This window comes from Enterococcus sp. AZ095a (genome assembly GCF_050546735.1).
Classification (GTDB): Bacteria; Bacillota; Bacilli; order Lactobacillales; family Enterococcaceae; genus Enterococcus_D; species Enterococcus_D entomosocium.
On record NZ_CP172953.1, the window covers coordinates 1,558,710 to 1,584,213 of the forward strand.

Here is a 25,504-nt window from a genome sequence, read left to right on the forward strand (position 1 = left end):
GAGGATGTATGCTAGAGATTACGCGTTTTACTGTTGAAGATTTAGAAAAAGAATGCGTCACTGATAAGTCCAATCCTTGTTTTTCCTATACCGTTGCCAGTCAAAGACAAAATACAACGATCAAAAACGCCGTCTTAACGCTGGGGGAATGGACGTGCGATGCGACCAGTGGGAACCATCATTATTACGATGGTCCGCCATTGGAGCCTTTCGCCACCTATACCGTCCATTTGACAGTAGAAGATGATCAAGGAAATCAAGCAGCAGCCAGTTGCGATTTTGAGACGGGGAAGATGGACGGTTCATTTTTAGCATCATGGATCACCAATGAAAGTTATCGTTTTACGAAGAAGAAAGCATCGCCAAAACCGATGTACTTCAAACATACCTTTTCCTGTGAAATGTCAGTTGTCAAGGCACGGATTTATGCCACAGCGTTAGGGATCTATGAGATGACCCTGAATGGAGAAAAAATTGGTCGCGACTATTTTGCTCCAGGTTTCACCTCTTATAAACATCAGTTGCAGTATCAAACGTATGACATCACAAAACAGTTGGCAAAGAGCAACGAAATGGAAGTTGTCGTGGCAGGAGGATGGGCTTCTGGTGCGTTTACCTACGCACGACGCAACCGCGTCTATGCCAAAAGACAAGCCTTTTTAGCGGAGGTTCACATTGAATACAGTGATGGGTCTTTTGAGAAGATCGTTACTGATGCAAACTGGCAAACAGCAATGGAGGGTCCGTTAAAAGAGGCGGAATTTTACAACGGCGAAATTTACGATGCACGGTTCCATGAAACGCAACGCTCGTGGCAACCAGCTTCCCTTGAAACAGTCAAAATCAAGCCGCGGATCATTGCCCAGATTGGTGTACCTGTGCGAGAGCATGAGGTTTTTGAGCCAACGTCAATGACACGATCACCGAGTGGAAAATGGCTCTATGACATGGGGCAAAATTTTGCCGGTATTGTCAAGCTGACCATTCAAGGAAATGAAGGTCAGAAACTAACGATCAGACATGCTGAAATTTTGATGGATGGCGAACTGTTTACCGAACCGCTCAGGACTGCGAAGCAAGCAATTATTTACACCTGCAAGGAGGGAAAGCAAGTCTATCAGCCACGGTTGACCTACATGGGCTTTCGCTATCTGAGTGTCGAAGGAATCGATCCAGAAGCAATCACCATTGAAGGAATCGCTTTGTATTCTGATGTGAAGGAAACCGGCTCTTTTACTTGTTCTAATCCTCAGTTGAATCAGCTGCAAAGCAACATTTTGTGGGGAGCAAAATCTAATTTTGTCGATATTCCCACCGATTGCCCCCAACGGGATGAACGAATGGGCTGGACCGGGGATATTGCTTTGTTTGCTCGAACGGCTTCTACTAACTTTGATATGCGTCGTTTTTATGAGAAGTGGCTTCAAGATGTCCGTTCAGAACAAAGAAAAAGTGGTGGAATTCCAGTAACCGTACCGCTGGTGGTCGTGCCTTTTCAATGGGAGATCATGATCCCAATGGCCGTTGATCACTGGGGAGATGCCGTGATTTTGGTTCCATGGGCGGAGTACTTAAGTAGTGGTGATCCAGAAATCCTGCGCACCACATACCATGCGATGAAGAAATACCACAAAGCGTGTCTGTTTTGGGCACAACTGTTTTCCTTTGGCAAGCACCGACGAATTTGGCGTTTGCTGCATCATTATGGCGATTGGGTCGCCCCTGAAGGCAAACTTTGGACGTGGATGCTGCGGGGCAAATGGACAGGCACGGCTAGCCTTGCCAACACCAGCAATCTTTTAGCACAGATTGCAACGATCTTGGGCTATTCTGAAGATAGCACGTACTATCAGAAAATTTTTCATGAAACATCCACTGCTTATCGCCAATTACTGATGGACAAAGATGCCCGTGTGAAAAAAGAATTTCAAACTGCGTATGTCTTACCGCTTTATTACCAAATGCTTTCAGAGACAGATGCGAAAAAAGCGGCAGCCAACCTGGCACGTTTGGTACGAGAAAACGAATATCATATCGGCACCGGTTTTCCTGGTACCCCGTATATTTTGTTTGCATTGGCAGATAATGGGTATGTAGAAGAAGCCTATCGAATGCTTTTAACAGATACCTGCCCATCTTGGCTTTTTCAAGTAAAAGCTGGCGGCACAACGATTTGGGAACGCTGGGATGCCTTGAGAGAAGACGGTACTAGTAATACGGGTGCCGATGATGGAACCAATGGAATGGTTTCCTTCAATCATTATGCCAGCGGGGCAGTCGGCGACTTTTTCTATCGGCGGATCGCCGGGATCGAACCGATCAAAGGCGGCTATCAAGCGTTCACTGTGCGACCGATCATTGGTGGTGATCTGACCTTTGCCAAGACGAAAGTAAGGTGTAGTTATGGCGAAATTATCAGCAATTGGCAGATCGCTGATGGTTACTTTTCGATTGAAGTGCAGGTACCTATCGGGACGACCGCTTATTTACAAATGCCTAGTGGTCAGCGCCATCAGTTGACTAACGGACAGTATCATTTTTCAGAAGCAATAGGAGGAAGCAGCGCATGAAAGTCAAAACACTCTTTGAAGCGCCCGCCTTCAAGACTAAAATCACCACCGCAAAAGTCGAAAAGAAAGAAGTTTTTCTAGGATATTTTATTGGGCCTTTTTTGGCATTGCTTTCCAATGCGATCTTCGGTGCCTATTTGAACCGTTATTATTCAGATGTGATTGGTTGGACAGATACAAATCAGTTCGGGCATTTTTCAGCCTTATTACCATTAATCTCAGTGGTCTTTGTCATTTTGGGTAACTTATTCGTTGGTCGATTAATCGATAATACGCGAACCAGCCAGGGAAAAGCTCGACCGTATATGTTGATTTCTGCACCGTTATTGGTGATAGCGATCGTATTTCTATTCATTACACCAACGAACGCATCCCCGACGTTACAGATGATCTGGCTGGCGTTTTCCTATAATTTTTATTACGCCGTAGCCTATCCATTCTTTTACACAGCACATAGTTCCATGGTCGCCTTATCCACACGAGATAGTAATCAGCGCGGCAAATTAGCGACATTTTCTAATGCCTCGGGTGTAGCGGCTGTCGGGTTAGGCGGAAGTATCTTAGTGCCGATCTTGTTACAAAGCTATCTTTTCGTTTCGACGGAGGGTGTGATCGATCGAGCAGCTAGCTATAACAACTGGCGCGTGATGATGATCTTTTTATGTGTCACGACGTTTCTAGCCATTTTCTTAGAGTATTACTTTACCCGAGAACGAATCACTGAAGAAAACGCCAAACTAGCGATCAAAGAAGAGAAGATTTCTTTGAAAAAGCAGTTCTCCGCCTGTATTTCGGATAAGTATTGGTGGTTGATCATCTCTTACTTCTTCTTGTTCCAGTTCGGTGGGCTCGTAAAAAACGGATCGATGGGGTATTACGCTCGCTGGATGTTTAGTTCTGTGGTCGACGAAGCCTCTGCCGGTGTCGCAATGGGCTCACTAGGTTTGATCGCTGGTTTACCGACCGCAATTGGGATGTTGGTGGCATGGCCGCTGGCAAACAAACTGGGTAAACGCAATTCCGTTTTGCTAGGGATCATTTTTGCTGTGGTAGGTGGTCTGATCAGTTTTATCGATGTCCATGATTTCACAACGGTTGCCATCGGTTTGGTTTTAAAAGGGATCGGTGCTGTGCCTGCGATGTTTGTGACACTAGCGCTACTTTCAGATGTACTGGATCACTTAGAAGCCAAAAATGGCTTTCGTAGCGATGGGTTTACGATGTCTGTTTACGGTTCGATCATGGTAGGTCTGACAGGGGTTGGGAATGCCTTAGTCAACAGTTTGCTGACGCTCAGCGGCTATGACCCGACTGCTGTCACCCAAAACGCACAAGTTTCGTCCGTTCTTGTTTGGGCATTTTTAGGGTTTGAGTTGATTTGTTATGCGGGTATTGCGATCTTGCTCCTTTTTCTAACCGTAGAAAAGCACACGAAAGAAGATCAGGCGCTGATCTTAGCTAGTCAGAAGGAAAAGGTTCTCCAATCTGGCGGAGAATGGATCGATCCCCAAGAACGATTGATTTTAGAAGAACAACGGGCAAAACAATCGCAAGAAGCGATGAAAACCTAAAGGAGGGAGTAGATAAGAAAATACCATTCAAGAAACGTATCCAAAGGGAAAACATGAGTTGAAAAAAAGGAGGAAATCTACATGAATCAAAATTTATCACGACTATGCAGAGGGATGACTGCACTGTCATTATCAATGTCAGGTGCTTTGATGGGTTTGACCGGCGTTGCGGATCAGTGGCGCCCGATCATTGATGGTGCCCTTGGGACTTCAAGCACTAAAATCATCAATGATGACAAATTCACTTCTGATTACGAAACTAGTGCGGAGCTGATCCAAGCCCATCGTGACCTGGGTGAGCGAATGTCAGCAGAAGGGACCGTTTTATTAAAAAATCAAAATCAAGCGTTGCCCCTAGCGGAAACAGAGAATCGGGTCACCTTGTTGGGGATGGGGAGTGCTTATCCATTTTTAGGTGGGACAATGGGGAGTACTGTTGTTGGCGATTCCCAAATCAATCTTCAAGAAGCTTTAGAGGAACGAGGATTTGAATTAAATCCTACGATGACGGAGATCTACAATGGTCTGGGGGAGATCCAGACCGGCTCTTTTGAGCGTTTTGGGAATACCGTTCCGATCTACGGGCATCGTCCAGCTAATTTTTCAACCCCTTATGAACCATCTGAACCAGCAACAGATCTTTATGAGACGGCACAAAATGATGATTCCGACTTTACAGAAAGCTTTGCTGAGTATAATGATGCCGCCATTGTGGTGATTTCACGACCAGGCTCTGAGGGCAGTGATTACTATCCTGGAGAAAAAGGCATCGATCAAGAAGTTTATGGGACGGATACGCCGCTAGGTCTAGTTGAAAACGAGAAAGCCTTGATTGAGCTTGCGAAAGAAAACTTCGATCGCGTGATCGTTATGATCAACAGCAGTTCGACGATGGAAATCGACGAGCTGGAAAAAGACGATGCCATCGATGCTATTTTGTACGTTGGGTTCCCTGGTGCTTATGGCTTCTTAGGTGTTGCCGATATTTTGACGGGAGCAGTCAATCCTTCAGGACGCTTGACGGACACCTATGCTGTTGCAACTGCGAATTCCCCTGCGATGCAGAATTTTGGTAAAATTGAGTTGGATGATCTATCTCAAATTCGTTTTGAGGAATCCTTGATGGGGGAACTGCCAGCAACTTCTCCTTTAGGAAGCTTTGGTGGGGATGCGTCATTAGCTGCCGACCACTACTTGATCCAAGCCGAAGGAATTTATACCGGTTATAAATATTATGAAACCCGCTATTATGATACAGTGGTCGGTGGTGGACAAGCCGATAGCAACGTCGGTGCGATCGATGGGGCAGACGTTTGGGATTATGCCAATGAAGTGACCTATGATTTTGGGTTTGGTCTTTCTTATACGACCTTTGACCAGCGTTTAGATGCGATCGATATCGACGAAGAAAACAATAAAGTAACTGCGACAGTGACTGTTACCAATACAGGAAATGTAAGCGGTAAATTTGCTAGCCAGCTATACTTTAATGCGCCATACACGGACTATAATCGTGAGCGAAACATCGAAAAGGCGGCTGTCAATCTCATCGGATTTGAGAAAACCGAGCTGTTAGAATCCTCAGAATCAGAAGTAGTCACGATCGAAGTTGACATGAAATATATGGCCAGCTGGGATTCGACAGCGAAAGACGGATTAGGCGGCTATATTTTAGATGGCGGCGATTATTATTTTGCTGTTGGTGACGGAGCACACGAAGCCGTCAATGCAGTATTGGCAGCTAAAGGGCATGATACCGATGGAAATGAAGCTCAGGTAGTGAGTGTGGCGATCGGTGAAGAAGGAACCGTTGACGAAGAAACATTTGCTTATTCTGAAAATGGCACGGCGATCGTGAATCAGCTGGAAGATGCCGACATCAACTACTACAAACCAGACTATGCCACCTATCTTACTCGACAAGATTGGGCAGGAACTTTTCCTCGAACCTATGACGATTTGACGATCGACGGTGACAAAGTGGAAGAATGGGTCCAAAACCTTGCGAATGAAAACTATCAATTTACGGAAAATGGGGAAGCCAATGTAGATGGAATCGAAGACCCATTGATGTTTTCTGATATGGCAGGGGTCACTGACATCGATGATATTCGTTGGGATCAGCTAGTCAATCAGATTCCTTTAGACATTTTGATACCGCGAATCGCTAAAGGTGGAAGTACGAGTGATGTCATTGAAGAAATCAATTCGCCACTCGTTTATCAAAATGACGGTCCGAATGGTTTCGGCACAACGCTAAGTGGTCGAGGGTTAAATGAAGAGGATGAAAATGCTGATTACCATCTAGGAACGATGGCAAATGCTACGATCATCGGCAGCACCTTTAGTCATGAGCTGGCAGAAGAATGGGGCAACTTACTTGGTAATGACGGTCTATGGAGTGGAAATTACTTGATTTGGGGGACAGCAGCTAATATTCATCGGACCCCTTACAACGGAAGAAACCATGAATACTATTCGGAAGACCCAATGTTGTCTAATTATATGTCGGCAAATACAGTCAAAGGTGCCTTGGACTACGGAATCATAATCGGTCCAAAACATCTGGCATTTAATGATCAAGAAACACAACGAAGTGGCATCGCGCCTTATATGACGGAGCAAAAAGCCCGTGAAGGCGATTTACGTGCCTTCCAAGGATCATTTGAGGATGCGGGCGCGTTAGGTGCAATGGTGACCTTCAGTCGGATCGGTGCAACGAATGGGAATAATTCTGTCCCAATGTTGATCAATATTTTACGAGAAGAGTGGGGCTTTAATGGCTTATTGACGACAGATATGGTCAACAACAACGGCTACTTCCGTCCAGAATCCATTATTATGGCAGGCGTTACGATGATGGCAGATTTTGCCTCAAATGAGACGATGGCGAATGTCTTAGAGGCTTGGCCTTATCTGACCGTTGATTTGGCAGCCCAAGATGCGCAATTTGTTGAACAAGCGAGAGAAAACATGAAGTATCAATTATATGCCTATGCCCAAAGTGCCGCCCAAAATGTTCAGACGATCCGAATTACGCCATGGTGGGAGACAGCCATGACCGTCGGAATCTATGGCGGCCTTGCAGTAGCAGTTATTAGCTTTGGTGGCTATGTCTTTATTTCAATGAAGAAGAAGGGAGCGGAACAATGATGACAATGCTAAAGAAACAAAAAATCAGTTTGTATATCTATCTGCTGGTTTTCGTCCTTACGACGAGTTTGGTCTTCTTGTATATCTCCAACGTTAATAAAGCGTATTATCAAGACATGCAAGTCAATGTTTTGTATTTGTTAGCAGCAGCGCTAGTATTCCTGCTTTTGACGATTGGGTTATCCTTTCATGCAAAAACCAAATCACTGTTAATGGCAGCTGATATCAGCCGTATCGTAGCTAGTTTATTGATTATCTTAGGTGGAGTGCGCTTCATCAGCATGCGACTTGAATCCTTTGGCTATATTTTCGGCTCTAACCTTGAAATGAACAATGAAGCGGCGTTCGATGCGGGCTCACAAGCCATCATGATCATCGTTATCTTCGTAGCCACTTGGTTGATCTCTGTCATCGCAGCCTTTTTCGATGTTGGACAGAAGAAAACAGTTACTGGTTAAAGCGATAAAAAATAAAGCATAGAGATGACGTGAAAGCGTTCGTTCTCTATGCTTTTCCTGCGTAAAAACAATCGATTCACAAATAACGAACTATGTTAAAATAAAAAAAGAAAAACGACAAAAAAAACGCTTTACTTTTTATGAGGAGGGAGATTGAATACTATGACTATAAAAAAACGCAGCGGGCTGGTGAGCGCATGATCCGTGTTGGAATCGTGGAAGATCAAGAAGAATATCGGCAACAGCTCTTGTCTTATTTACAAACTTTTCAAGAAAAAGAAGGAGTCGTTTTTCAAGTAGAAACCTTTCATGATGGGTATGATTTCGTAGAGCGTTATGACTCGGAATTTGATTTGCTGTTGATGGATATCCATCTACCATTGATCGATGGAATGTCAGCGATCGAGGAAATTCGCAAGCGGGATTCCGATGTCTTCGTCATTTTTATTACCAGTACGGCGCAATATGCAGTCAAAGGCTATGATGTCAATGCAATTGGCTATATCCTTAAACCCTTTAATTATTATTCGTTGTCGGAGTATTTAAAAAAAACAATCAAGCGACTGAAGATGAAAGAAGACAGTTTTCTGCGTATTAAAGCCGGACAGAATTATTATCGCGTCAATCAAGACGCGATTCAGTACGTGGAAAGCCAAGGACATAAATTGATTTTTAAATTAACGGATCAAGAATTAGAATCGATCGGTGTCATGCGGGAATTGGAACAGCAGTTACAACCAGATCGTTTTTTACGGATCCATCGTGGGTTTATTGTCAATCTGAGGCATATCACGGGTATTAATCATTCGACTGTGATCGTTGGAGAAGCAGAGTTGCCTATCAGCCGAGGAAAACGCAAATTGATCATGGATACACTGGCGAAACAATGGCATGTCTAAATGACTATTAGATGAGGTGAAGCAATTTTGTCCCCGTATCAACTATCAGAAACTCCAGGTATTTTTTATGCGATCGCTTATTGGATGAGTACCTTACTTTTCGTATTACTGACGAAAACAGAGAAGCTAACCAAGAAAAAAATTGGGCGGGTCTTTGTATTCCTTTTGATCTTGTATCTGCATATGGAAATCATCAATGCCGATGTCTCACAAGTCTATTTTATTCCGATCATTATCATTTCAGCACTTATAATGTTTCTATTTCTTTTTACCACTGCTGAGATTCCGTGGAAAAATGCCTTGTATTTCACTGCACGGGCATTTATCGTAGGTGAATTTGCTGCATCACTCACGTATCAAATCTACTATTTCCTTGTACTGGATTTCAAAGTTTCCTTCGATTATATCGGGACCTATGCGTTTATTTTTTTGGGATGCAGTATGCTGTTAGGCCTTTTGTACAAATTGGAAAAACGATTTGTGATCGAAAGTGCCGAACAAGTGATCACCTATCGAGAAATCACTTCGGTGATGATTATCGTGATCGTTGTTTTCACCATGAGCAATATCAGCTATGTGTATCAAAATACTCCTTTTAGTGGCAGCATGGCTAGAGATATTTTTAATATTCGAACGATGGTGGATTTTGGGGGAGTGGCGCTGCTGTTTGCCTACCACGTTCAATTGAATGAAATGAAACAAAAATTTGAGGTTCAGAAGTTAGAAAGCTTGCTAAAAAATCAAATGATCAATTATCAAACCTCGGAAAGAAGCATTGAGATCATTAATCAAAAGTATCACGACCTGAAACACTTGATCAATATTTTGAAAAATGATCCTCTCTCACAGGAGACACAGGATTATTTGGCTGTCATGGAAAAAGAAATCAACTCGTATGACTTAAGGATGGACACTGGCAATAGTGTGTTAGATATTGTTTTGACAGGAAAACAAATCTTTTGTCAGAAAGAAAAAATCACCTTCACCGTGATTGCAGATGGGGCAAGCCTTTCTTTTATGAATTCAGTGGATATCAGTACGCTTTTTGGTAATATTATCGACAATGCCATTGAAAGTGTCCGCAAAATCACCAAAGAAGATAATCGCTTGATTCAATTGAAAATCAGCCGTAAAGGGGAGATGCTTTTGATCTGCCTAGAAAATCGCTACGAAGAACCCTTAACGTTTGAAAACGGCTTGCCGATCACTACCAAGAAAGACAAACATTTTCATGGGTATGGATTAAAAAGTGTCCGCGAAACGGTGAATAAATACAAAGGAACGATGGTGATCCAAACAGAAGATGGCTGGTTTGAACTGAAATTGCTGTTTCCCGTAAGGCATTCTATGCCAAAACGAGGATAAATTGGAGCAGATATCGCTAAGATGTCTGCTTTTTCTGTAAAAATGAAAACTTTGCACTATATTTCAGAAAGAAATTCTGGTATAATGGCTTGTCGAGTGCAATGTCACCAAAAAAGGAGTTTATAAATTGAATATTAGAAATGATATCCGCAACGTCGCTATTATTGCCCACGTTGACCACGGAAAAACTACATTAGTTGATGAATTATTGAAACAATCCCAAACGTTAGATAGCCATACCCAATTACAAGAACGGGCGATGGATTCAAATGCGATCGAAAAAGAACGTGGCATCACGATCTTAGCGAAAAATACAGCGGTTGAATACAACGGTACAAAAATCAATATCATGGATACCCCAGGACACGCGGACTTTGGTGGTGAAGTAGAGCGGATCATGAAAATGGTCGATGGTGTTGTTTTGGTTGTTGATGCTTATGAAGGAACGATGCCTCAAACACGTTTCGTATTGAAAAAAGCGTTGGAACAACACTTAGTGCCAATCGTAGTTGTCAACAAAATCGACAAACCATCTGCTCGTCCTGAGCATGTTGTCGATGAAGTCTTAGAACTATTTATCGAATTAGGTGCCGACGATGACCAATTGGACTTCCCAGTGATCTACGCTTCTGCGATTAACGGAACTTCAAGTGAATCAGATGATCCTGCTGATCAACAAAAAACGATGGCACCATTGTTTGATACGATCATCGAACATATTCCAGCGCCAATCGACAACAGCGACGAACCATTGCAATTCCAAGTATCATTGCTTGATTACAATGACTACGTTGGACGTATCGGTATTGGCCGTGTCTTCCGCGGATCAATCAAAGTCGGCGACCAAGTTGCATTGATGAAATTAAACGGAGAAGTTAAAAAATTCCGTGTGACGAAACTTTTCGGTTTCTTCGGTTTGAAACGTTTGGAAATCCAAGAAGCCAAAGCCGGTGATTTGATTGCCGTTTCTGGGATGGAAGATATCTTCGTTGGTGAAACTGTTACACCAATCGATCATCAAGATTCATTACCTGTTTTACACATTGATGAACCAACTTTGCAAATGACCTTTATCGTGAACAATTCACCATTTGCGGGTCGCGAAGGAAAATTCGTAACAGCTCGTAAAATTGAAGAACGCTTAATGGCGCAATTGCAAACAGACGTTTCATTGCGTGTGGATCCAATCGGACCTGACTCATGGATCGTTTCTGGACGTGGCGAACTTCATTTGTCAATTTTGATCGAAAATATGCGTCGTGAAGGCTTTGAATTGCAAGTTTCTCGTCCAGAAGTTATCGAACGCGAAATCGATGGCGTGAAATGCGAACCATTTGAACGGGTGCAAATCGATACCCCAGAAGAATACATGGGATCAGTAATCGAATCATTGGGAATGCGTAAAGCAGAAATGCAAGATATGATCAATACAGGGAATGGACAAGTACGGATCATTTTCTTGGCACCAGCTCGTGGCTTGATCGGTTACACGACAGAATTCCTATCAATGACTCGCGGCTACGGCATCATGCACCACACCTTCGATCAATATTTGCCAATGATCCAAGGACAAATTGGTGGCCGTCATCAAGGCGCACTTGTATCGATCGATACAGGAAAAGCAACGACTTACTCGATCATGAGTATTGAAGAACGTGGAACGGTCTTCGTTGAACCAGGTACCGAAGTGTACGAAGGAATGATCATTGGTGAAAACTCTCGTGACAAAGACTTAACGGTCAATATCACGAAAGCAAAACAAATGACCAACGTCCGTTCTGCAAACAAAGACCAAACCTCAGTTATCAAGAAACCTCGTATTCTTTCTTTGGAAGAATCACTGGAATTCTTGAATGATGATGAATACTGTGAAGTAACACCAGAAAGCATTCGTTTAAGAAAACAAATCTTGAACAAGAGCGAACGGGAAAAATCACAGAAAAAGAAAAATAACTGATAACTAAAACAGTGATCAAAAGTTTTAAACACTTCTGATCTGTTCGATTTTCCGAAGGATGGAAAAGGGATTGCTCCTGTGTTGCAGCGGCTCTTCGCCGCAGGACCCAGAAAAAGCAATCAGCCGATTTCCCTCCTTCGGTTCTTTTTTGCTCGAAGTCAAGTTGAACCGTTAGAATAAGCACCGCTTGCAATTTCGGCCATTCCTTTTTAAAATGAAGAAAGCAAGCACAAAGGAGAAATCTATGAAAAATTATCCTGTTAAAAAGAATCAGGAACTTGAAGTTGATATTTTGGATCTTTCCCATGAAGGAAATGGGATCGCCAAAGTCGATGGGTACTTATTATTTATTGAAAACACCCTGCCAAATGAACGTGCCTTAGTCAAAGTGTTGAAAGTCGGCAACAAATTTGGTTTTGCCAAAGTGATGAAATTGTTGCAAGCAAGTCCTGATCGGCAAGAATTGCCGAATGAAGCATTGTTGCGCACCGGTATCGCTCCATTGAGTCATTTGAGCTATGACAAACAATTAGCCTTCAAACAGCAGCAAGTAGAGAATGTTTTGGCTAAAATCGCCAAATTGCCTGAAATCACAGTCAATGCGCCAATCGGAATGGAAAAACCATTTGGTTACCGCAACAAAGCGCAAATCCCTGTGCAAAAAATCCATGGGGAATTAACGACTGGATTTTACCGCAAAAACAGCCATACTCTGGTACCGATCGAAGACTTTTATATTCAAGATCCAAACATCGATCAAGCAATCATCAAAGTCAGAGATATTTTGCAGCGGTTCAATGTCAAAGCCTACAATGAAGAAGCCCATGAAGGGTTCTTACGCCACATTGTCGTTCGTCGTGGGCATCACTCAGGTGAAATGATGGTCGTATTAGTGACACGTAAACCGAAATTCTTCAAAGGAGAAGAAATCGCGGAAGTGATCCACGAAGAGATTCCAGAAGTTGTTTCTGTCATTCAAAACATCAATGAAGAAAAAACCAATGTGATCATGGGGGAATTCGAGCGTGTGTTGTATGGCAAGTCATCGATCGATGATCAATTATTAGGTAAAACCTTCCAAATCTCAGCGAAATCTTTCTACCAAGTCAACACAGCGCAAACAGAAGTCTTGTATCAAACCGCCTTCGAGATGGCACAACTGTCTGAAAATGATGTCGTTGTGGATGCTTATGCAGGAATCGGAACGATCGGGATTAGTTTGGCTGATCGCGTGAAAGAAGTGTTAGGGATGGAAGTCATTCCTGAAGCAGTGAACGATGCCAAAGCCAATGCCAAAAGAAATGGTGTCGAAAATGTGCATTATTTTATCGGTAAAGCCGAAAAAATCATGCCGCAATGGCTACGCGAAGGCATTCAACCGACAGTCGTCTTCGTTGATCCACCTCGCAAAGGTTTAGATGCTAGCTTTATCGAAACGACTGCTGCGGTTAAACCAGAGCGCATCGTCTACATTTCCTGCAATCCAGCAACCTTGGCTCGTGACCTCGCGTTATTTGCGGAAGAAGGGTATGTGACAAAAGAAGTCCAACCTGTTGATTTGTTCCCACAAACGACCCATGTGGAGTGTGTCGTGTTGTTAGAACGTCGTTAAGAAACAACAAGTTTTTTTTAGCAATTTTGATCTTGAATTCTTTTTATGGTAATTGTCATAAAATCTTACGATAGCAAAGTTATTAGAGAAAGCAAGTCAATTGAGAAATAAGCAACTAAAACCCATCTGTCTATCTAATTACGTCGATTGTGACGTTTAGAATGGATGAAATATAAAACCAGAAACTGGAACTGAAAGATACTCTTTCTGTGCCAGTTTTTTTGTTCTTTCTCACTATTGATGAGCGGGGAAAAAATCAATGCAAAAAGCAGTGAAGCTTCAAATATGCAGACATCCCAATCCTTTAACAAAATGGTTTATCGGCAATTTATAGTTAATGTGTATAAAAATATGGCGTGTGGTGATTAGAAAGTATTATAATAAACGTAGTGAATAGAAAATTTTTGTTAGGAGGGATTACACATGGCAACGATTCGTGCATTTTCACACAAAGAGATTACACCGCAGAATACGCATTTGTCGAGTTTTAAAGTGTTGATAGAGTCAGCTTTTTATGGGAACAATGTCACTTGGATTCATGATCAAGCCACGGCCTATCGCTTAGCAAAAGAATCTTCTGGCGCTATTCTTACGGATATGCCGGTCACACACACCAAGGAGTTAGGACTACCGGAGGATGCTAAAGTCATCGTGTTTAATGACGGAAAAGTTGTTGGACGGACAGCGGCAGCTCGACGCATCATCGGACATCCCGGGATTGATCGAAAATTGTATGAAGGGATTTTAAGAGATGCTTTATTTCAAGGGACACGTAAAAAATTCTATGGCGGTGAAGTTGTTGTAGGGTTAGACGAAGCGTTTATGGTCAAAGCACACCTGTTGCTACCAGAGTACTATGAAACCAATTTTTATTCTTATTTGTTGAATTTTCAAATGCTGACAAAATCATGGCAGGAAAGGTATCAACGTTCCAAAGAATATCCAGAAACGGACATTTTTTTGTACGCTGATCCAGATTGGTCTCATCCTGATTTTCCTTATGGGCTGTCTCTCTTTGATCCTGAACACAATGTTGCGGCAGTCTTAGGCTTAAACTATTTTGGTGAATTGAAAAAAGCGACATTAACTTTGGCTTGGGCTACCGCGCATCGCAATGGCTTTGTGGCGTGTCATGGGGGAATGAAGCAATATCAGTTACCGAATCGAACATTTACGATGGCTGCTTTTGGTCTTTCAGGATCAGGAAAATCGACCATCACATTGGCGGAACATGATGGCAAATATGATATCAAGGTTCTGCATGACGATGCATTTGTGATTAATCAAACAAATGGTGCGTCCACTGCTCTGGAGCCTTCTTATTTTGATAAAACGCAAGACTATCCATTAACCAACCCAAATGTCCGCTACTTTATCACCTGTCAAAATGTTGGGGTTACTTTAGACGAGGAAGGAAAAAAGGTCATCGTCACCCAAGATATTCGTAACGGGAATGGTCGAACCGTCAAATCACGGTATGTCACACCTAACCGGGTGGATCATTTAGATTCGCCGATCGATGCAGTATTTTGGATCATGAAAGATGACACGCTACCTCCTGTAGTAAAAATTGACGATCCGATTTTAGCCGCTGTTTTTGGTTTGACCTTAGCTACGAAGCGCACGACAGCTGAACATGTTGTCGAGACCACGGATATAGATAAACTGGTCATCGAGCCTTATGCCAATCCATTTAGAGTCTATCCTTTAAAAGAAGATTTTGCCCATTTCATGAACTTATTCAAAGAAAACCAAACGGCTTGTTATATTCTAAATACAGGCTTTTACAAAGACAAGAAGGTCACACCTGAAGTCACGCTGACATCGATTGAAAAAATTGTGAAAGGCGAGGCCAATTTTAAGAGGTTTGGTGAAATCACAGAAATGAGTTACCTGCCAGTAACAGGGTTCGAAGTCGATTTTCAAGATGCCTCCTATGTTGCTCATTTAAGAGAGCGGATGCAAGGACGGCTGGACTTTATTTTGGCTCAAGAAACAGAAAATGATGGCTATAATAAGTTGCCTAAAGAGGTAGCAAAGGCAATGGGAAATGTGATTTCTACATTAAATGAGCTTCCTGGCTAATCCCATTGAATCAAACTTCCGCAAGCGGCTTTTCTTCCTGAAACACTTATTTTGTTAGCCAGAAAGGAGCGATTATGAACATTCAGTTTCACCATATCCAAATCACAGTCAATGATGTAAAAAAAGCAGAAGGTTTTTATGATCAATTATTTGCACTATTAGGTTTCGACCTTCAGAAGAAATATTCTGGGTATTTAGAACATGCCGATATGGAAGTAGTAGAATATATAGGGGATTCATTTGATTTCGGTATTTGTTCCCCACGAAAAGAATGGAAGAAGGAGAAAATCGATTCAAGAAAACCTGGCTCGGTTCAGCACATGGCGTTTAAGGCGGAAAGCCGCGAAGTAGTAGATGCGATCTTTCCCAAAATAAAAGCCTTAGGGGTAAAGATCCTTCACGATCGACCAATGGAGTACAAAGAGCGCATCGCTCCTAACTACTATGCCTTATTCTTTGAAAGCCCAGAAGGCATTCGTTTTGAACTATTTCATTATGCCTGATTCCTTTAACTAGAAGAGTGTGGCATTAAATTATTGCGTGAGCGCGTTCTTATTAAGGTGATCTTTCATTAAGGGGCTAGCATAATCAGGCGAGTTTAGAGAGAAACTTTTTTAGAACCTGTCATCAGGAAAATCTGAACACTCTTGTTTTAAGTACGTCCATCCTGAAAAACTCGTTGGTTCCTAAAATTTATTTGGACAATTCGAATACAAAAATCTAACTCATGTGTTGAAAAACGTCGATTTTATCTTTCTAGAAGCTGTTGCACTGTGGGTCAATAAGGGGTTGTTGCGTTGATTGCAGGGCACTTAAGAAATGGAGGAGGAACAATATGGATCAGACGGTTCAGCAAGATATCGAAGCGATCATTTCCCGTCAATATGATCATGGCGCCGATTTATGGTCGACGCCAGACCATAAATTACTGAAAGGAGCACCCTTTACAACCTTAGAGTGTCCTCATTATTTGCTTGAACTTGGTATGTCGCCTGAGGAGAACTTATTAAAAGAGACCGCTGCATTGATCTTTCAAGGATGGAGAGAAGATGGCAGATTTAAAATTTCGCCATCAGGGGGGATTTATCCCTGTCATACAGCGCTGGCTTTGCGAACGCTGTGTGCTCTTGGTTACGCAAGGGACCCGCGGCTACAACAGACCTTTCACTATTTTCTTGCTACTCAGGAAACAGATGGCGGCTGGAAGTGCAATAAATACAGTTTTGGTCGCGGCCCGGAGACCCGCTATTCAACCCCGATGACGACGTTAACGGTCCTTGATGCCTTTCGATATACTCATGATCGTGAACAGATGGAAACACTTAATCAAGCAATCGAATGCTTGCTTGCTCATTGGGAGATTCGTCAGCCGATCAGTCCCTGTCATTACGGAATGGGCACATTGTTTATGCAGACAGAATACCCCTTTAGAGGGTACAATCTTTTTTATTATCTGTATGTCTTGTCTTTTTATCCTTCTGCCAGAAAAGACGCACGGTTTCTGGAGGCTTTGCAGCAGTTTGAATCGAAAGTTAAAAATGGCAATGTTATTGTAGAACGGGTTGTACCAAAACTGGGGAAACTGAATTTTTGTAAAAAAGGACAAATTAGTTCCTTCGCCACCCGACGGTACCAAGAAATCCTTGCTCACTTGGCAGAAGATTAAGGAAAAAACAGTCCTTTGGAATGTTCCTCCATCTAGACGATTCTTTTTCTTTTCTGGTACACTGTCTCTAAAGAACCGACCGAATAATCAACAGAGGGGAGAAAGACATGCAAAAAATCTATCTGGTTGAAGATGATGCGACGATCGTCTCTGTTTTAGCCGATTATTTGCAGCAGTGGGGATACGAATGCCATTCGGCCAAGAATTTTGCTGAACTCTTGCAAGAGTTTCACGACATCAAACCTGATCTTGTTCTTTTAGATATCTCCTTGCCTTATTACAATGGGTATCATTGGTGCCAAGAAATTCGCAAGGCGTCAGAAGTACCGATCATTTTTCTTTCGTCGATGGATCAGCAGATGAATCAAATCATGGCGATGAACATGGGGGCGGATGATTATTTAACAAAACCCTTTGATCTAGCCTTCGTTTTGGCAAAAATCCAAGCGTTGCTGCGGCGCAGCTATCAGTATAGCCACCAACAAGCGCTGACCTTTGACATAGGGCAAGTAACCTTTTATCCAACAGAAAATGTATTAAAAAATCAGGGGGAACAGTTGCCGCTTTCTCCAAATGAAGCTCGGATTCTTTCCTTGCTTTTGCAGCATCGAGGGAAGATCGTAGCCAAAGAGACCATCATTGAAATGCTCTGGAATAGTGAAGAGTTCATCGATAACAATACATTAGCCGTCAATATGACTCGTTTGCGAAAAAAATTGAGCCAGATCGAACTATCCGATTTGATCCAAACGGTAAAGAATAAAGGCTATTTGATAGAAAAGGAACACGCCTATGACTAATGTGAAAGAATATTTCGTGTTGTATGGAAAGTTTTATCTCGTTTACCTGCTATTTAGTGCGGGTTTACTAGGGTTATTCTTTCTTCACAGCCTTCCATTAGAACCCTTCATTGACTATGCGGTTTTTTCAGGGGTGATTTTAGGAGGTCTTTCCCTTTTTCATTATTTTCGTTACGCACAAAAAAGAAAGCAGCTACAGCATTTATTAAGAAAAGAACGTATGACGGAAGCGGCGTTGGCGTTCTTGCCGACCACTCGAAATCGGCTAGAAGACGAGTATCAAACGCTTCTTAGGCAGATGGCAAAAGAAAAAACTCTGTCTGAATACAAAGCGACCGTGAAAAATGAAGAAATTTATGAAGATTTCGGCTTGTGGCTTCATCAAATCAAAACGCCTCTAGCGGCGTTGGATCTTTTGGTTCAAAGCGATACCCTGTCACCGACGGAGGTCAAAGCGGAATTATTTAAGGTGAACGATTACTTGCAAATGATGTTGAATTATTTGCGACAAAATTTAGCGAATGATGATTTTGTCTTTGAGTCGATTGCTTTAGAGCCCCTTGTTCGTCAAACAATCAAAAAGTATGCCTTGTTTTTCTCGAAAAAGAATCTGCAACTGGATATGGCAGTGGATTTGACGGTGACATCTGATCGAAAGTGGCTCATTTTTATTTTTGAACAGGTTCTTTTCAACAGCTTGAAGTATACTGAAACCGGTGGCATTAATGTTTTCACTAAAGACAATGCCTTAGTGATTCAAGATAGCGGCATTGGTATTCGTAAGGAAGACTTGCCAAGGGTGTTTGAGAAAGGATATACGGGACAAAATGGTCGCTTTCAGCAACGAGCGAGCGGGCTAGGCTTATATATGAGTCAACAAGCGGCTGAAAAAATCGGCTGCCGTTTAGCGATTGATTCTGAAGTGGGACAGGGAACCATCGTCACACTTCATTTTCCCACCACAAATAACCGATAGCCGCAAACTTTCAACACTGTAAGTTTGCGGTTTTTATTGTAAGTCGCTTTTTTCTGCCAGTCAGCTTATTCTAAAAAGGAAGGAGGGAACAAGATGACACTTTTAAACATTCAACAAGTAAAAAAAATCTATCAAAGCCAGCTGAATGGGCAACCCGTCGAAGCGTTGAAGAATATCACCTTTAAGGTAGAAGAAGGGGAATATGTAGCCATCATGGGGGAATCAGGTTCGGGGAAGAGTACGCTACTGAACTTGATGGCGACGTTAGACCAACCGACAGCGGGTGAGATGCAGCTGAATGGCATCGATTTGACCACCATCAAAGAAAAAGATGCAGCAAGTTTTCGACGGGATCACTTAGGCTTTGTCTTTCAAGACTTTAATTTATTGGACACTTTTACGGTAAAGGACAATATTTTATTGCCATTAGTTTTATCGAAAGTTTGCGTCAAACAAATGGAATTGCAGCTTCAGCCTATTGTACAAACTTTAGGGATCGCCGATTTATTGCAGCATTACCCGTATGAATTGTCTGGCGGACAAAAGCAACGTGTTGCCGTCGCACGAGCGATCATCACAAAACCAGAACTGCTATTAGCAGATGAGCCAACCGGAGCGCTGGATTCGAAAACCTCTGATCAACTACTGACATTATTTCAGCAGATCAATCAAAACGGACAGACGATCGTGATGGTCACCCACAGTTCGATCGCAGCCAGTCGCGCACAACGCGTCTTGTTTATCAAAGACGGGTATGTATTTCACCAGTTGTATCGAGGAGAACGGAGTGATACCGCTTTTCTAGAAGCAATCGCCGAAACAATGACTGCTGTTTTTGCGAAGGAGGAGTAACGAATGTTCTTTCAAAAAATCGCCTTCTCCAATTTACGTAAAAATGCCAAAGCCTACACACCCTTTTTAGTATCCATGAGTTTCTTGGTAGCTGTTTTGATGATGACGCAAATCATCGTGAACAATCCGGGGATGAAGGAACTTCCTAGTAGTCAAAGCGCCATTTTCATGTTTCATTTAGGAAATATCATCCTGATGATCTTTGCGGCGATCTTTTCCTTTTACACCAATAACTTTTTGATCAAGCAGCGAAAAAAAGAATTTGGGCTCTACAATGTTTTGGGACTAGGAAAACGCGAGATAGCCTTCGTGGTCTTTTGGGAACTCTTTTACAGTTTTCTTATTAGTCTTGCGGCCGGACTGATCAGTGGCTTATTGTTTGCACGATTAGGATTTTTGATCCTGAAGAAAATCTTAGCCGTAGGCGAATTCTTTGTTTTTAAACTTTCATTTGAGAGCATTGGATTTGTGATCCTCTATTTTATGTGCGTGTTTGGTTGTCTATTTTTAATTGACCTGTTGCAAGTACGCAAAACCAACCCACTTCAACTGCTACAGGGAAGCAAGCGTAATGAAAAAGAGCCTCGTGCGAAAGGCATTTTAGCACTATTAGGTGTCCTTTGTTTAGTAGCCGGCTATACGATCTCTGTGACGATCAAGTCTCCCATCAGTGCCTTAGGCCTGTTCTTTGTCGCAGTGATCCTCGTGATTTTAGCCACCTATCTGTTGTTTATTGCTGGTAGTATCAAAGCGTTGCAGTTTTTAAGAAAACGAACGACCTATTATTATCAAACGACCCATTTTATCAATGTCTCTACCATGCTGTATCGGATGAAACAAAATGCGGCTGGTTTAGCAAGTATTTGTATTTTATCAACGATGGTGTTAGTGACAGTTGCTACGACCGCCAGTCTTTACTTTGGACAAAAGAATGTGATCGAAACTCGTTTTCCATACGATGTTCAAATTGAGTCAGCGGCTGATTCCCAGCAAATCAACACAGTGATTGATGGACTTGAAGAGAAGCTAACGATCAAAGAGCGCCAGCAAGTCACTACAACAAGACCATTGCTTTTTACCTTTGAGGAACCAAATTTTGTTCCCTCAACCACTTTTGAAGAAAATAGCGGTAGTTTAGATAAAGCCGTGTATCTTATTTTTCTTACCAGTTCTGAATACCATGAAATCAGTGGGAAAACAGGACCTGCTGAAGGTGAATTATTTGTTTTTCCCGCAACTTGGACCCAACAAGCATTACCAGAAAAGACCACGATCGATGATCGTCAATTTCGTTTGCGGGAATTGAAGGAACTGCCAACATTCACGAAAACAGAAAACCCGGTTCAGCATCTTGTTCTTGTGGCGGATGATCAGTGGCTTACTGAAAAGCTAAGCTCTTGGTATCAAAAAGAAGATTTTCAACTTTACCAGCAACCAATGACAACAACAGTCTTTAATTTTCAAGCAAGCGATCGCGAAGCGATCGCAAAAGAGATTCGCAGCGAACTTCTGGCAGCAGATGCTCATGCGAGCGTTCAGTCAAAAGATCTTTTTGAAGGTGAGACCAAAACCTTTACCGGCGGCTTCTTCTTCTTAGGCTTGATTTTTGGTGTGGTCTTTATTTTAGCTGCCGCATTGATCATTTATTATAAACAAGTTTCCGAAGGGATGGAGGACAAAGAACGCTTTGAGATCTTGCAAAAAGTTGGGTTAAGCCATAAGGAAGTCAAACAAGTGATCCAGCAGCAAGTCTTGATGATTTTCTCATTTCCATTGGCGGCAGCGATCATCCATCTCGCATTTGCTTTGCCGATGATTCGGAAGTTATTGCTTCTTTTTGGTCTGACAGATCGCAACTTATTGATCACGGTATCGATGATCTCTGTTCTGCTGTTTACAATGATCTATTTACTGGTGTATTTCATCACTGCAAGAGTCTACTACCGACTTGTGGAGCGAAAACAATAGCCGTTAAAAAAAGTTAGTCGAACAGTCGTCACCGACAGGACCTACAGTAAAATAGAATGTGAGAACACCTCTTCCATGAAGCGACTTCTAGAAGTTAGAATTTTTGATCTAACTTTTTGGAATCACTATATGATTGAGGTGTTTTTTTTTAGCTACTCCTATTAGCCCACTTTTTTAGAGTTGAAAAAAAGGCTTAGGTGACCTATAGTGAAAAGGAGTAAAGCACAGGTATAGATTGCCGCGAGGCTGATAGTCATTTCCAAATAAAAGAGATCATGTGATCCAAAAAGGAGAAAGTCCTATGAAAGAGCAGTCGATAACCATTGAATTTCCCTTAAGAGGTGAGTGGCTTGCGCCGACTACACCAGCCAAGAAGATTCCTAGTCATGGCACCGATCGAATGGGGTTACGTTATGCGTTTGATTTTTTCAAGTCGATTTTGAGGGGAAAACAAAAGCTTTTCACGACCGAAGCTTTCTGCGCTATTTCTTCTTAGGAGTTCCCCTTGAGAACTGTTATTGTTGGGGCAAAGAAATCTATGCGCCCTGTGATGGTGAAGTGATTGTTGTAAGAGAGGGCTATCAGGAACGCAAAGTCGTTCATTGGGTTGTCGATTTTTCGATTGCTTTAAAAAATGGCTTGTTTTTTAATGAACAAAAAGATGAGTATCAACAAATAGCTGGCAACTACATTGTGATAAAAGCTTCTGAGGGCGTATATATGGCATTCGTCCATTTGCAAAAAGGATCCATCAAAGTTTCCGTAGGACAAAAAATCACCAAAGGGATGGTGATTGGCAATGTCGGTCATTCCGGCAATTCGACTTCGCCTCATCTGCATTTTCAAGTGATGGACAGTAACGATATCGCCCATGCAAAAGGGCTGCCTTGCCGCTTTGAAGAATACGAGGTTTACCGAGCAGGACGATGGATAAAGGTTCGGAATCAGATACCAGATAGTACAGAACGGATACGATTTTTATAGGAGCATTAGGGACTAGCTGTGAGACTTTGATAGGGGGCATCGCCGAAATGCTTAGAAGAAAGAACATTTTAACGTTTCTGAGCTTCTTTAAAAAACTTGCAACAATCTTAGGTATTCAGAAAATGTATCTCAGGGGGAACAAATGAAGCAATTACCCAATATCATTACTACTTCTCGACTGATTCTAGCACCACTTTTACTATTCCTTCAGCCAATGTCTGGCTGGTTTTGGCTGCTTTATTCCTATTGTTTTTTAAGTGACCTTGTCGATGGGCTACTAGCAAGAAGGATGAACCTCACGAGTGAGGTCGGTGCCTTACTAGATAGTTTCGCAGATGTAAGCTTTTTTCTCGCTGTCTTTCTTTCTTTTCTACCGCAGCTTTTGGAAACCCAAACGATCATGGTTTGGATCTTGGTGATCGCTATCATCCGCTTCGTCAGTTATCTGATTGGCTATGTAAAATTTCAGTCTTTTAGCAGTCTGCATACATGGCTCAACAAAGCAGTCGGATTTCTTTTATGTATTTTTCCATTGCTGCTCATCGTATTCCATGAAAGAATTGTTGTCTTGATTTTGGGGACCATCGCCACTATTTCGGCATTAGAAGAATTGTTGATAACGATCCTCGCAAAAAAACTGGATAGAAATCAAAAATCGATATTCGAAAGTTTTATGTAAGGTACCTCTATCATTGAGTGCCTTTTTTGTTTGTTCCTCTGAAGTAGTCTTTTAAAAGTCCTTTCAAAGTCCTTTCAAAAACAATTTTAAAAATAACATTGAAAACAATTTTTAATGGTACTATGCTTATCTTTGAAGGGAGGCTTCACAAATGAACAGACAAGAACTGCATGCATGTATCAGTAAAAACCAGCCCAATATTTGCCAAATTTCTGCCTACCAAAATGGAAAGGAAGTTTACTCGGATGAATGGCATGAGTATAAGCCAGACGATACTTGCCACCTTATGTCCGCTACGAAAAGTATCGTTTCTCTACTAGTCGGAATAGCGATAGATCAAGGCCTCATCAGGAGTGTCAATGACAAAGTGCTCGATTATTTTCCAGACTATTCCGTAAAACGGGGCGAAAAAACGATTCACGATATTACCATCAAACACCTATTAACGATGCGAGCCCCGTATAAATGCAAAGGTGATCCATGGACAAAAGTTTGTTCGAGTGACGACTGGACCAGCGCCTCCCTTGATTTATTGGGAGGAAGAAAAGGAGTGACAAATGAATTCAATTATCAAACCGTTTGTCTGCAGATCCTCACTGGTTTGTTAGCGAAAGCTTCTGGAATGACGACCGTTGATTATGCGAACCATTATTTATTTCGCCCTCTTGGTGTAGCCGAAATAACCAATTATTATGCGAAAACGGCACAAGAACATAAGCACTTTACAATGAGCAAGGCACCAAAAAAACCAGTTTGGTTTTGCGATCCTTTAAATATTGGGGCGGCAGGTTACGGGCTATGCCTTTCAGCAAAAGATTTAGCCAAAATCGGTGAGCTATGCTTGAACCAAGGCATCCATCAAGGGAAACAAGTGATTTCCTCACAATGGCTCACTGAAATGGTCAATCCGCTAGAGACAAACACAGAGAAATTTCAAAACATGAGTTATGGATATTTGTGGTGGATTTTGGATACTGAGAAAAGCACCTATGCCGCCATCGGTAATAGCGGAAATGTCCTTTATATTGATCCCGAATCAGATTGCGTCATTGCTATTACGGCTTATTTTAAGCCAACTGTCTTTGATCGAATCGACTTTATCGAGACAGAGCTAAAACCGTTCCTTTTGCAATAATGAGCGTTAAGAAAAAGCAGTCTACTGTCAAAAGTTGATTGCTTTTTTTGTAGGCGAAAGCTTTATGATCCTTTTAATGACTATGGCAAGCAGGTGACTACGGATAAAGCTTGGCTGCTAGTCTTTTATGAATTTAAAATCTAGCAATTTGATCCCGCATATAGGAGGCCAAATCAATAATAAACGGAAGATAAATGAGAAATGAATAAAATGACCAAACTATCAACGGCGTAAACTTGGTATACTATAATTGAGAAGAAAATCACAAGTGAAAGGAGCGGTCGGAGTGTTTTCAGAAATCAGTATTTATCAAGTAAAACCAAGTGAAGTCGATACCTTTGAAGCAATCATGCAGGAAGCAACAGAGGCAATGAAGGCCATGGAGGGGGCTTTGTTCTTTCGATTAATGAAACGAACCCATTACATTAAAGAAATGAGCACCATCAAGGAAGGACGCCTGCCTGATCCATTGACAAGAGTCATAAAATGTGTGAAATATGCCCACTATTGGGAGTTTGATACCGAAGAAAACTATGGCAAAGCCCAAAAAAGGCTGTATGAAAGCTATTGGAAAGCAATCGAGAAATGTTTGATCGTTCCCCACGACAAGCTTTTAGGGGAAGTGATTGAGTGATCGTTTTAGTATCGGATGCTCTTCAGATGAACGGACTTTTTGTTGCAACTGTTTAGAAATTATAGGGAAAAATACAACGGGATGTTAAAAAGTCATTCGAATGTTGAATCGACGACTATTAGTTGTTTAAATGCTCTGTT

At 42.0% G+C, this 25,504-nt stretch carries 18 protein-coding genes and 1 pseudogene; all 19 read left to right on the forward strand.

Annotation, left to right across the window (positions count from 1 at the left end):
* Positions 1 to 8: 8 nt before the first annotated feature.
* Positions 9 to 2,570 carry an alpha-L-rhamnosidase gene (locus IGJ26_RS07205; RefSeq protein ID WP_228085147.1) on the forward strand — a complete coding sequence of 854 codons (2,562 nt, stop codon included), beginning with the start codon at positions 9 to 11 and terminating at the stop codon, positions 2,568 to 2,570.
* Complete coding sequence (locus IGJ26_RS07210) at positions 2,567 to 4,141, forward strand: MFS transporter (protein ID WP_430599976.1); 1,575 nt, start codon at positions 2,567 to 2,569, stop codon at positions 4,139 to 4,141. Before IGJ26_RS07205 ends, IGJ26_RS07210 begins: the two co-directional genes overlap by 4 nt.
* Before the next feature lie 81 nt (positions 4,142 to 4,222).
* Entirely contained in the window at positions 4,223 to 7,294 is a 3,072-nt protein-coding gene (locus IGJ26_RS07215) for a glycoside hydrolase family 3 protein (RefSeq protein WP_228085148.1), read from the forward strand.
* Entirely contained in the window at positions 7,291 to 7,752 is a 462-nt protein-coding gene (locus IGJ26_RS07220; RefSeq protein WP_086317321.1) for a hypothetical protein, read from the forward strand. Before IGJ26_RS07215 ends, IGJ26_RS07220 begins: the two co-directional genes overlap by 4 nt.
* A 197-nt stretch (positions 7,753 to 7,949) precedes the next feature.
* Positions 7,950 to 8,651, forward strand: a complete 702-nt coding sequence (locus tag IGJ26_RS07225; RefSeq protein WP_087627605.1) for a LytR/AlgR family response regulator transcription factor — start codon at positions 7,950 to 7,952, stop codon at positions 8,649 to 8,651.
* Positions 8,652 to 8,678: 27 nt separating this feature from the next.
* Positions 8,679 to 10,016 carry a sensor histidine kinase gene (locus IGJ26_RS07230; protein WP_061054025.1) on the forward strand — a complete coding sequence of 446 codons (1,338 nt, stop codon included), beginning with the start codon at positions 8,679 to 8,681 and terminating at the stop codon, positions 10,014 to 10,016.
* A 127-nt stretch (positions 10,017 to 10,143) separates the two neighbouring features.
* Entirely contained in the window at positions 10,144 to 11,973 is a 1,830-nt protein-coding gene (gene typA / locus IGJ26_RS07235; protein WP_005236363.1) for a translational GTPase TypA, read from the forward strand.
* Between the two features lie 244 nt (positions 11,974 to 12,217).
* Positions 12,218 to 13,585 carry a 23S rRNA (uracil(1939)-C(5))-methyltransferase RlmD gene (gene rlmD / locus IGJ26_RS07240; protein ID WP_008381419.1) on the forward strand — a complete coding sequence of 456 codons (1,368 nt, stop codon included), beginning with the start codon at positions 12,218 to 12,220 and terminating at the stop codon, positions 13,583 to 13,585.
* 423 nt (positions 13,586 to 14,008) lie between these two features.
* Positions 14,009 to 15,670 (forward strand): phosphoenolpyruvate carboxykinase (ATP), encoded by a 1,662-nt coding sequence (locus IGJ26_RS07245; RefSeq protein ID WP_016620857.1) that lies wholly within the window; start codon positions 14,009 to 14,011, stop codon positions 15,668 to 15,670.
* 74 nt (positions 15,671 to 15,744) lie between these two features.
* The gene (locus tag IGJ26_RS07250) at positions 15,745 to 16,173 is read left to right on the forward strand and encodes a VOC family protein (protein WP_008381416.1); all 429 of its coding nucleotides are present in this window, start codon (positions 15,745 to 15,747) and stop codon (positions 16,171 to 16,173) included.
* A 332-nt stretch (positions 16,174 to 16,505) separates the two neighbouring features.
* Positions 16,506 to 17,336 carry a prenyltransferase gene (locus tag IGJ26_RS07255; protein ID WP_086317325.1) on the forward strand — a complete coding sequence of 277 codons (831 nt, stop codon included), beginning with the start codon at positions 16,506 to 16,508 and terminating at the stop codon, positions 17,334 to 17,336.
* 107 nt (positions 17,337 to 17,443) lie between these two features.
* Positions 17,444 to 18,136, forward strand: a complete 693-nt coding sequence (locus IGJ26_RS07260; protein ID WP_142424593.1) for a response regulator transcription factor — start codon at positions 17,444 to 17,446, stop codon at positions 18,134 to 18,136.
* Positions 18,129 to 19,112, forward strand: coding sequence for a sensor histidine kinase (locus tag IGJ26_RS07265; protein ID WP_086317327.1), 984 nt, complete (start codon positions 18,129 to 18,131; stop codon positions 19,110 to 19,112). Before IGJ26_RS07260 ends, IGJ26_RS07265 begins: the two co-directional genes overlap by 8 nt.
* A 93-nt stretch (positions 19,113 to 19,205) precedes the next feature.
* Positions 19,206 to 19,964 (forward strand): ABC transporter ATP-binding protein, encoded by a 759-nt coding sequence (locus tag IGJ26_RS07270; RefSeq protein ID WP_086332323.1) that lies wholly within the window; start codon positions 19,206 to 19,208, stop codon positions 19,962 to 19,964.
* Positions 19,965 to 19,967: 3 nt separating this feature from the next.
* Positions 19,968 to 21,932 carry an FtsX-like permease family protein gene (locus IGJ26_RS07275; RefSeq protein WP_430599977.1) on the forward strand — a complete coding sequence of 655 codons (1,965 nt, stop codon included), beginning with the start codon at positions 19,968 to 19,970 and terminating at the stop codon, positions 21,930 to 21,932.
* A gap of 301 nt (positions 21,933 to 22,233) precedes the next feature.
* Positions 22,234 to 22,916, forward strand: a pseudogene (locus tag IGJ26_RS07280) (M23 family metallopeptidase).
* A 142-nt stretch (positions 22,917 to 23,058) separates the two neighbouring features.
* A complete protein-coding gene (locus IGJ26_RS07285) occupies positions 23,059 to 23,595 on the forward strand; it encodes a CDP-alcohol phosphatidyltransferase family protein (protein WP_061054032.1) in 537 nt (178 codons plus the stop codon).
* A gap of 151 nt (positions 23,596 to 23,746) precedes the next feature.
* Positions 23,747 to 24,730, forward strand: coding sequence for a serine hydrolase domain-containing protein (locus IGJ26_RS07290; protein WP_194199485.1), 984 nt, complete (start codon positions 23,747 to 23,749; stop codon positions 24,728 to 24,730).
* Positions 24,731 to 24,998: 268 nt separating this feature from the next.
* Positions 24,999 to 25,364, forward strand: a complete 366-nt coding sequence (locus tag IGJ26_RS07295) for a hypothetical protein (protein ID WP_005236340.1) — start codon at positions 24,999 to 25,001, stop codon at positions 25,362 to 25,364.
* The last annotated feature ends 140 nt before the right edge of the window (positions 25,365 to 25,504 follow it).

Bases quoted from the DNA above. Each gene is read 5' to 3' on its own strand.
- IGJ26_RS07205 (WP_228085147.1), top strand. From the start codon at position 9: ATGCTAGAGATTACGCGTTTTACTGTTGAAGATTTAGAAAAAGAATGC.
- IGJ26_RS07210 (WP_430599976.1), top strand. From the start codon at position 2,567: ATGAAAGTCAAAACACTCTTTGAAGCGCCCGCCTTCAAGACTAAAATC.
- IGJ26_RS07215 (WP_228085148.1), top strand. From the start codon at position 4,223: ATGAATCAAAATTTATCACGACTATGCAGAGGGATGACTGCACTGTCA.
- IGJ26_RS07220 (WP_086317321.1), top strand. From the start codon at position 7,291: ATGATGACAATGCTAAAGAAACAAAAAATCAGTTTGTATATCTATCTG.
- IGJ26_RS07225 (WP_087627605.1), top strand. From the start codon at position 7,950: ATGATCCGTGTTGGAATCGTGGAAGATCAAGAAGAATATCGGCAACAG.
- rlmD (WP_008381419.1), top strand. From the start codon at position 12,218: ATGAAAAATTATCCTGTTAAAAAGAATCAGGAACTTGAAGTTGATATT.
- IGJ26_RS07245 (WP_016620857.1), top strand. From the start codon at position 14,009: ATGGCAACGATTCGTGCATTTTCACACAAAGAGATTACACCGCAGAAT.
- IGJ26_RS07250 (WP_008381416.1), top strand. From the start codon at position 15,745: ATGAACATTCAGTTTCACCATATCCAAATCACAGTCAATGATGTAAAA.
- IGJ26_RS07255 (WP_086317325.1), top strand. From the start codon at position 16,506: ATGGATCAGACGGTTCAGCAAGATATCGAAGCGATCATTTCCCGTCAA.
- IGJ26_RS07260 (WP_142424593.1), top strand. From the start codon at position 17,444: ATGCAAAAAATCTATCTGGTTGAAGATGATGCGACGATCGTCTCTGTT.
- IGJ26_RS07265 (WP_086317327.1), top strand. From the start codon at position 18,129: ATGACTAATGTGAAAGAATATTTCGTGTTGTATGGAAAGTTTTATCTC.
- IGJ26_RS07270 (WP_086332323.1), top strand. From the start codon at position 19,206: ATGACACTTTTAAACATTCAACAAGTAAAAAAAATCTATCAAAGCCAG.
- IGJ26_RS07275 (WP_430599977.1), top strand. From the start codon at position 19,968: ATGTTCTTTCAAAAAATCGCCTTCTCCAATTTACGTAAAAATGCCAAA.
- IGJ26_RS07285 (WP_061054032.1), top strand. From the start codon at position 23,059: ATGAAGCAATTACCCAATATCATTACTACTTCTCGACTGATTCTAGCA.
- IGJ26_RS07290 (WP_194199485.1), top strand. From the start codon at position 23,747: ATGAACAGACAAGAACTGCATGCATGTATCAGTAAAAACCAGCCCAAT.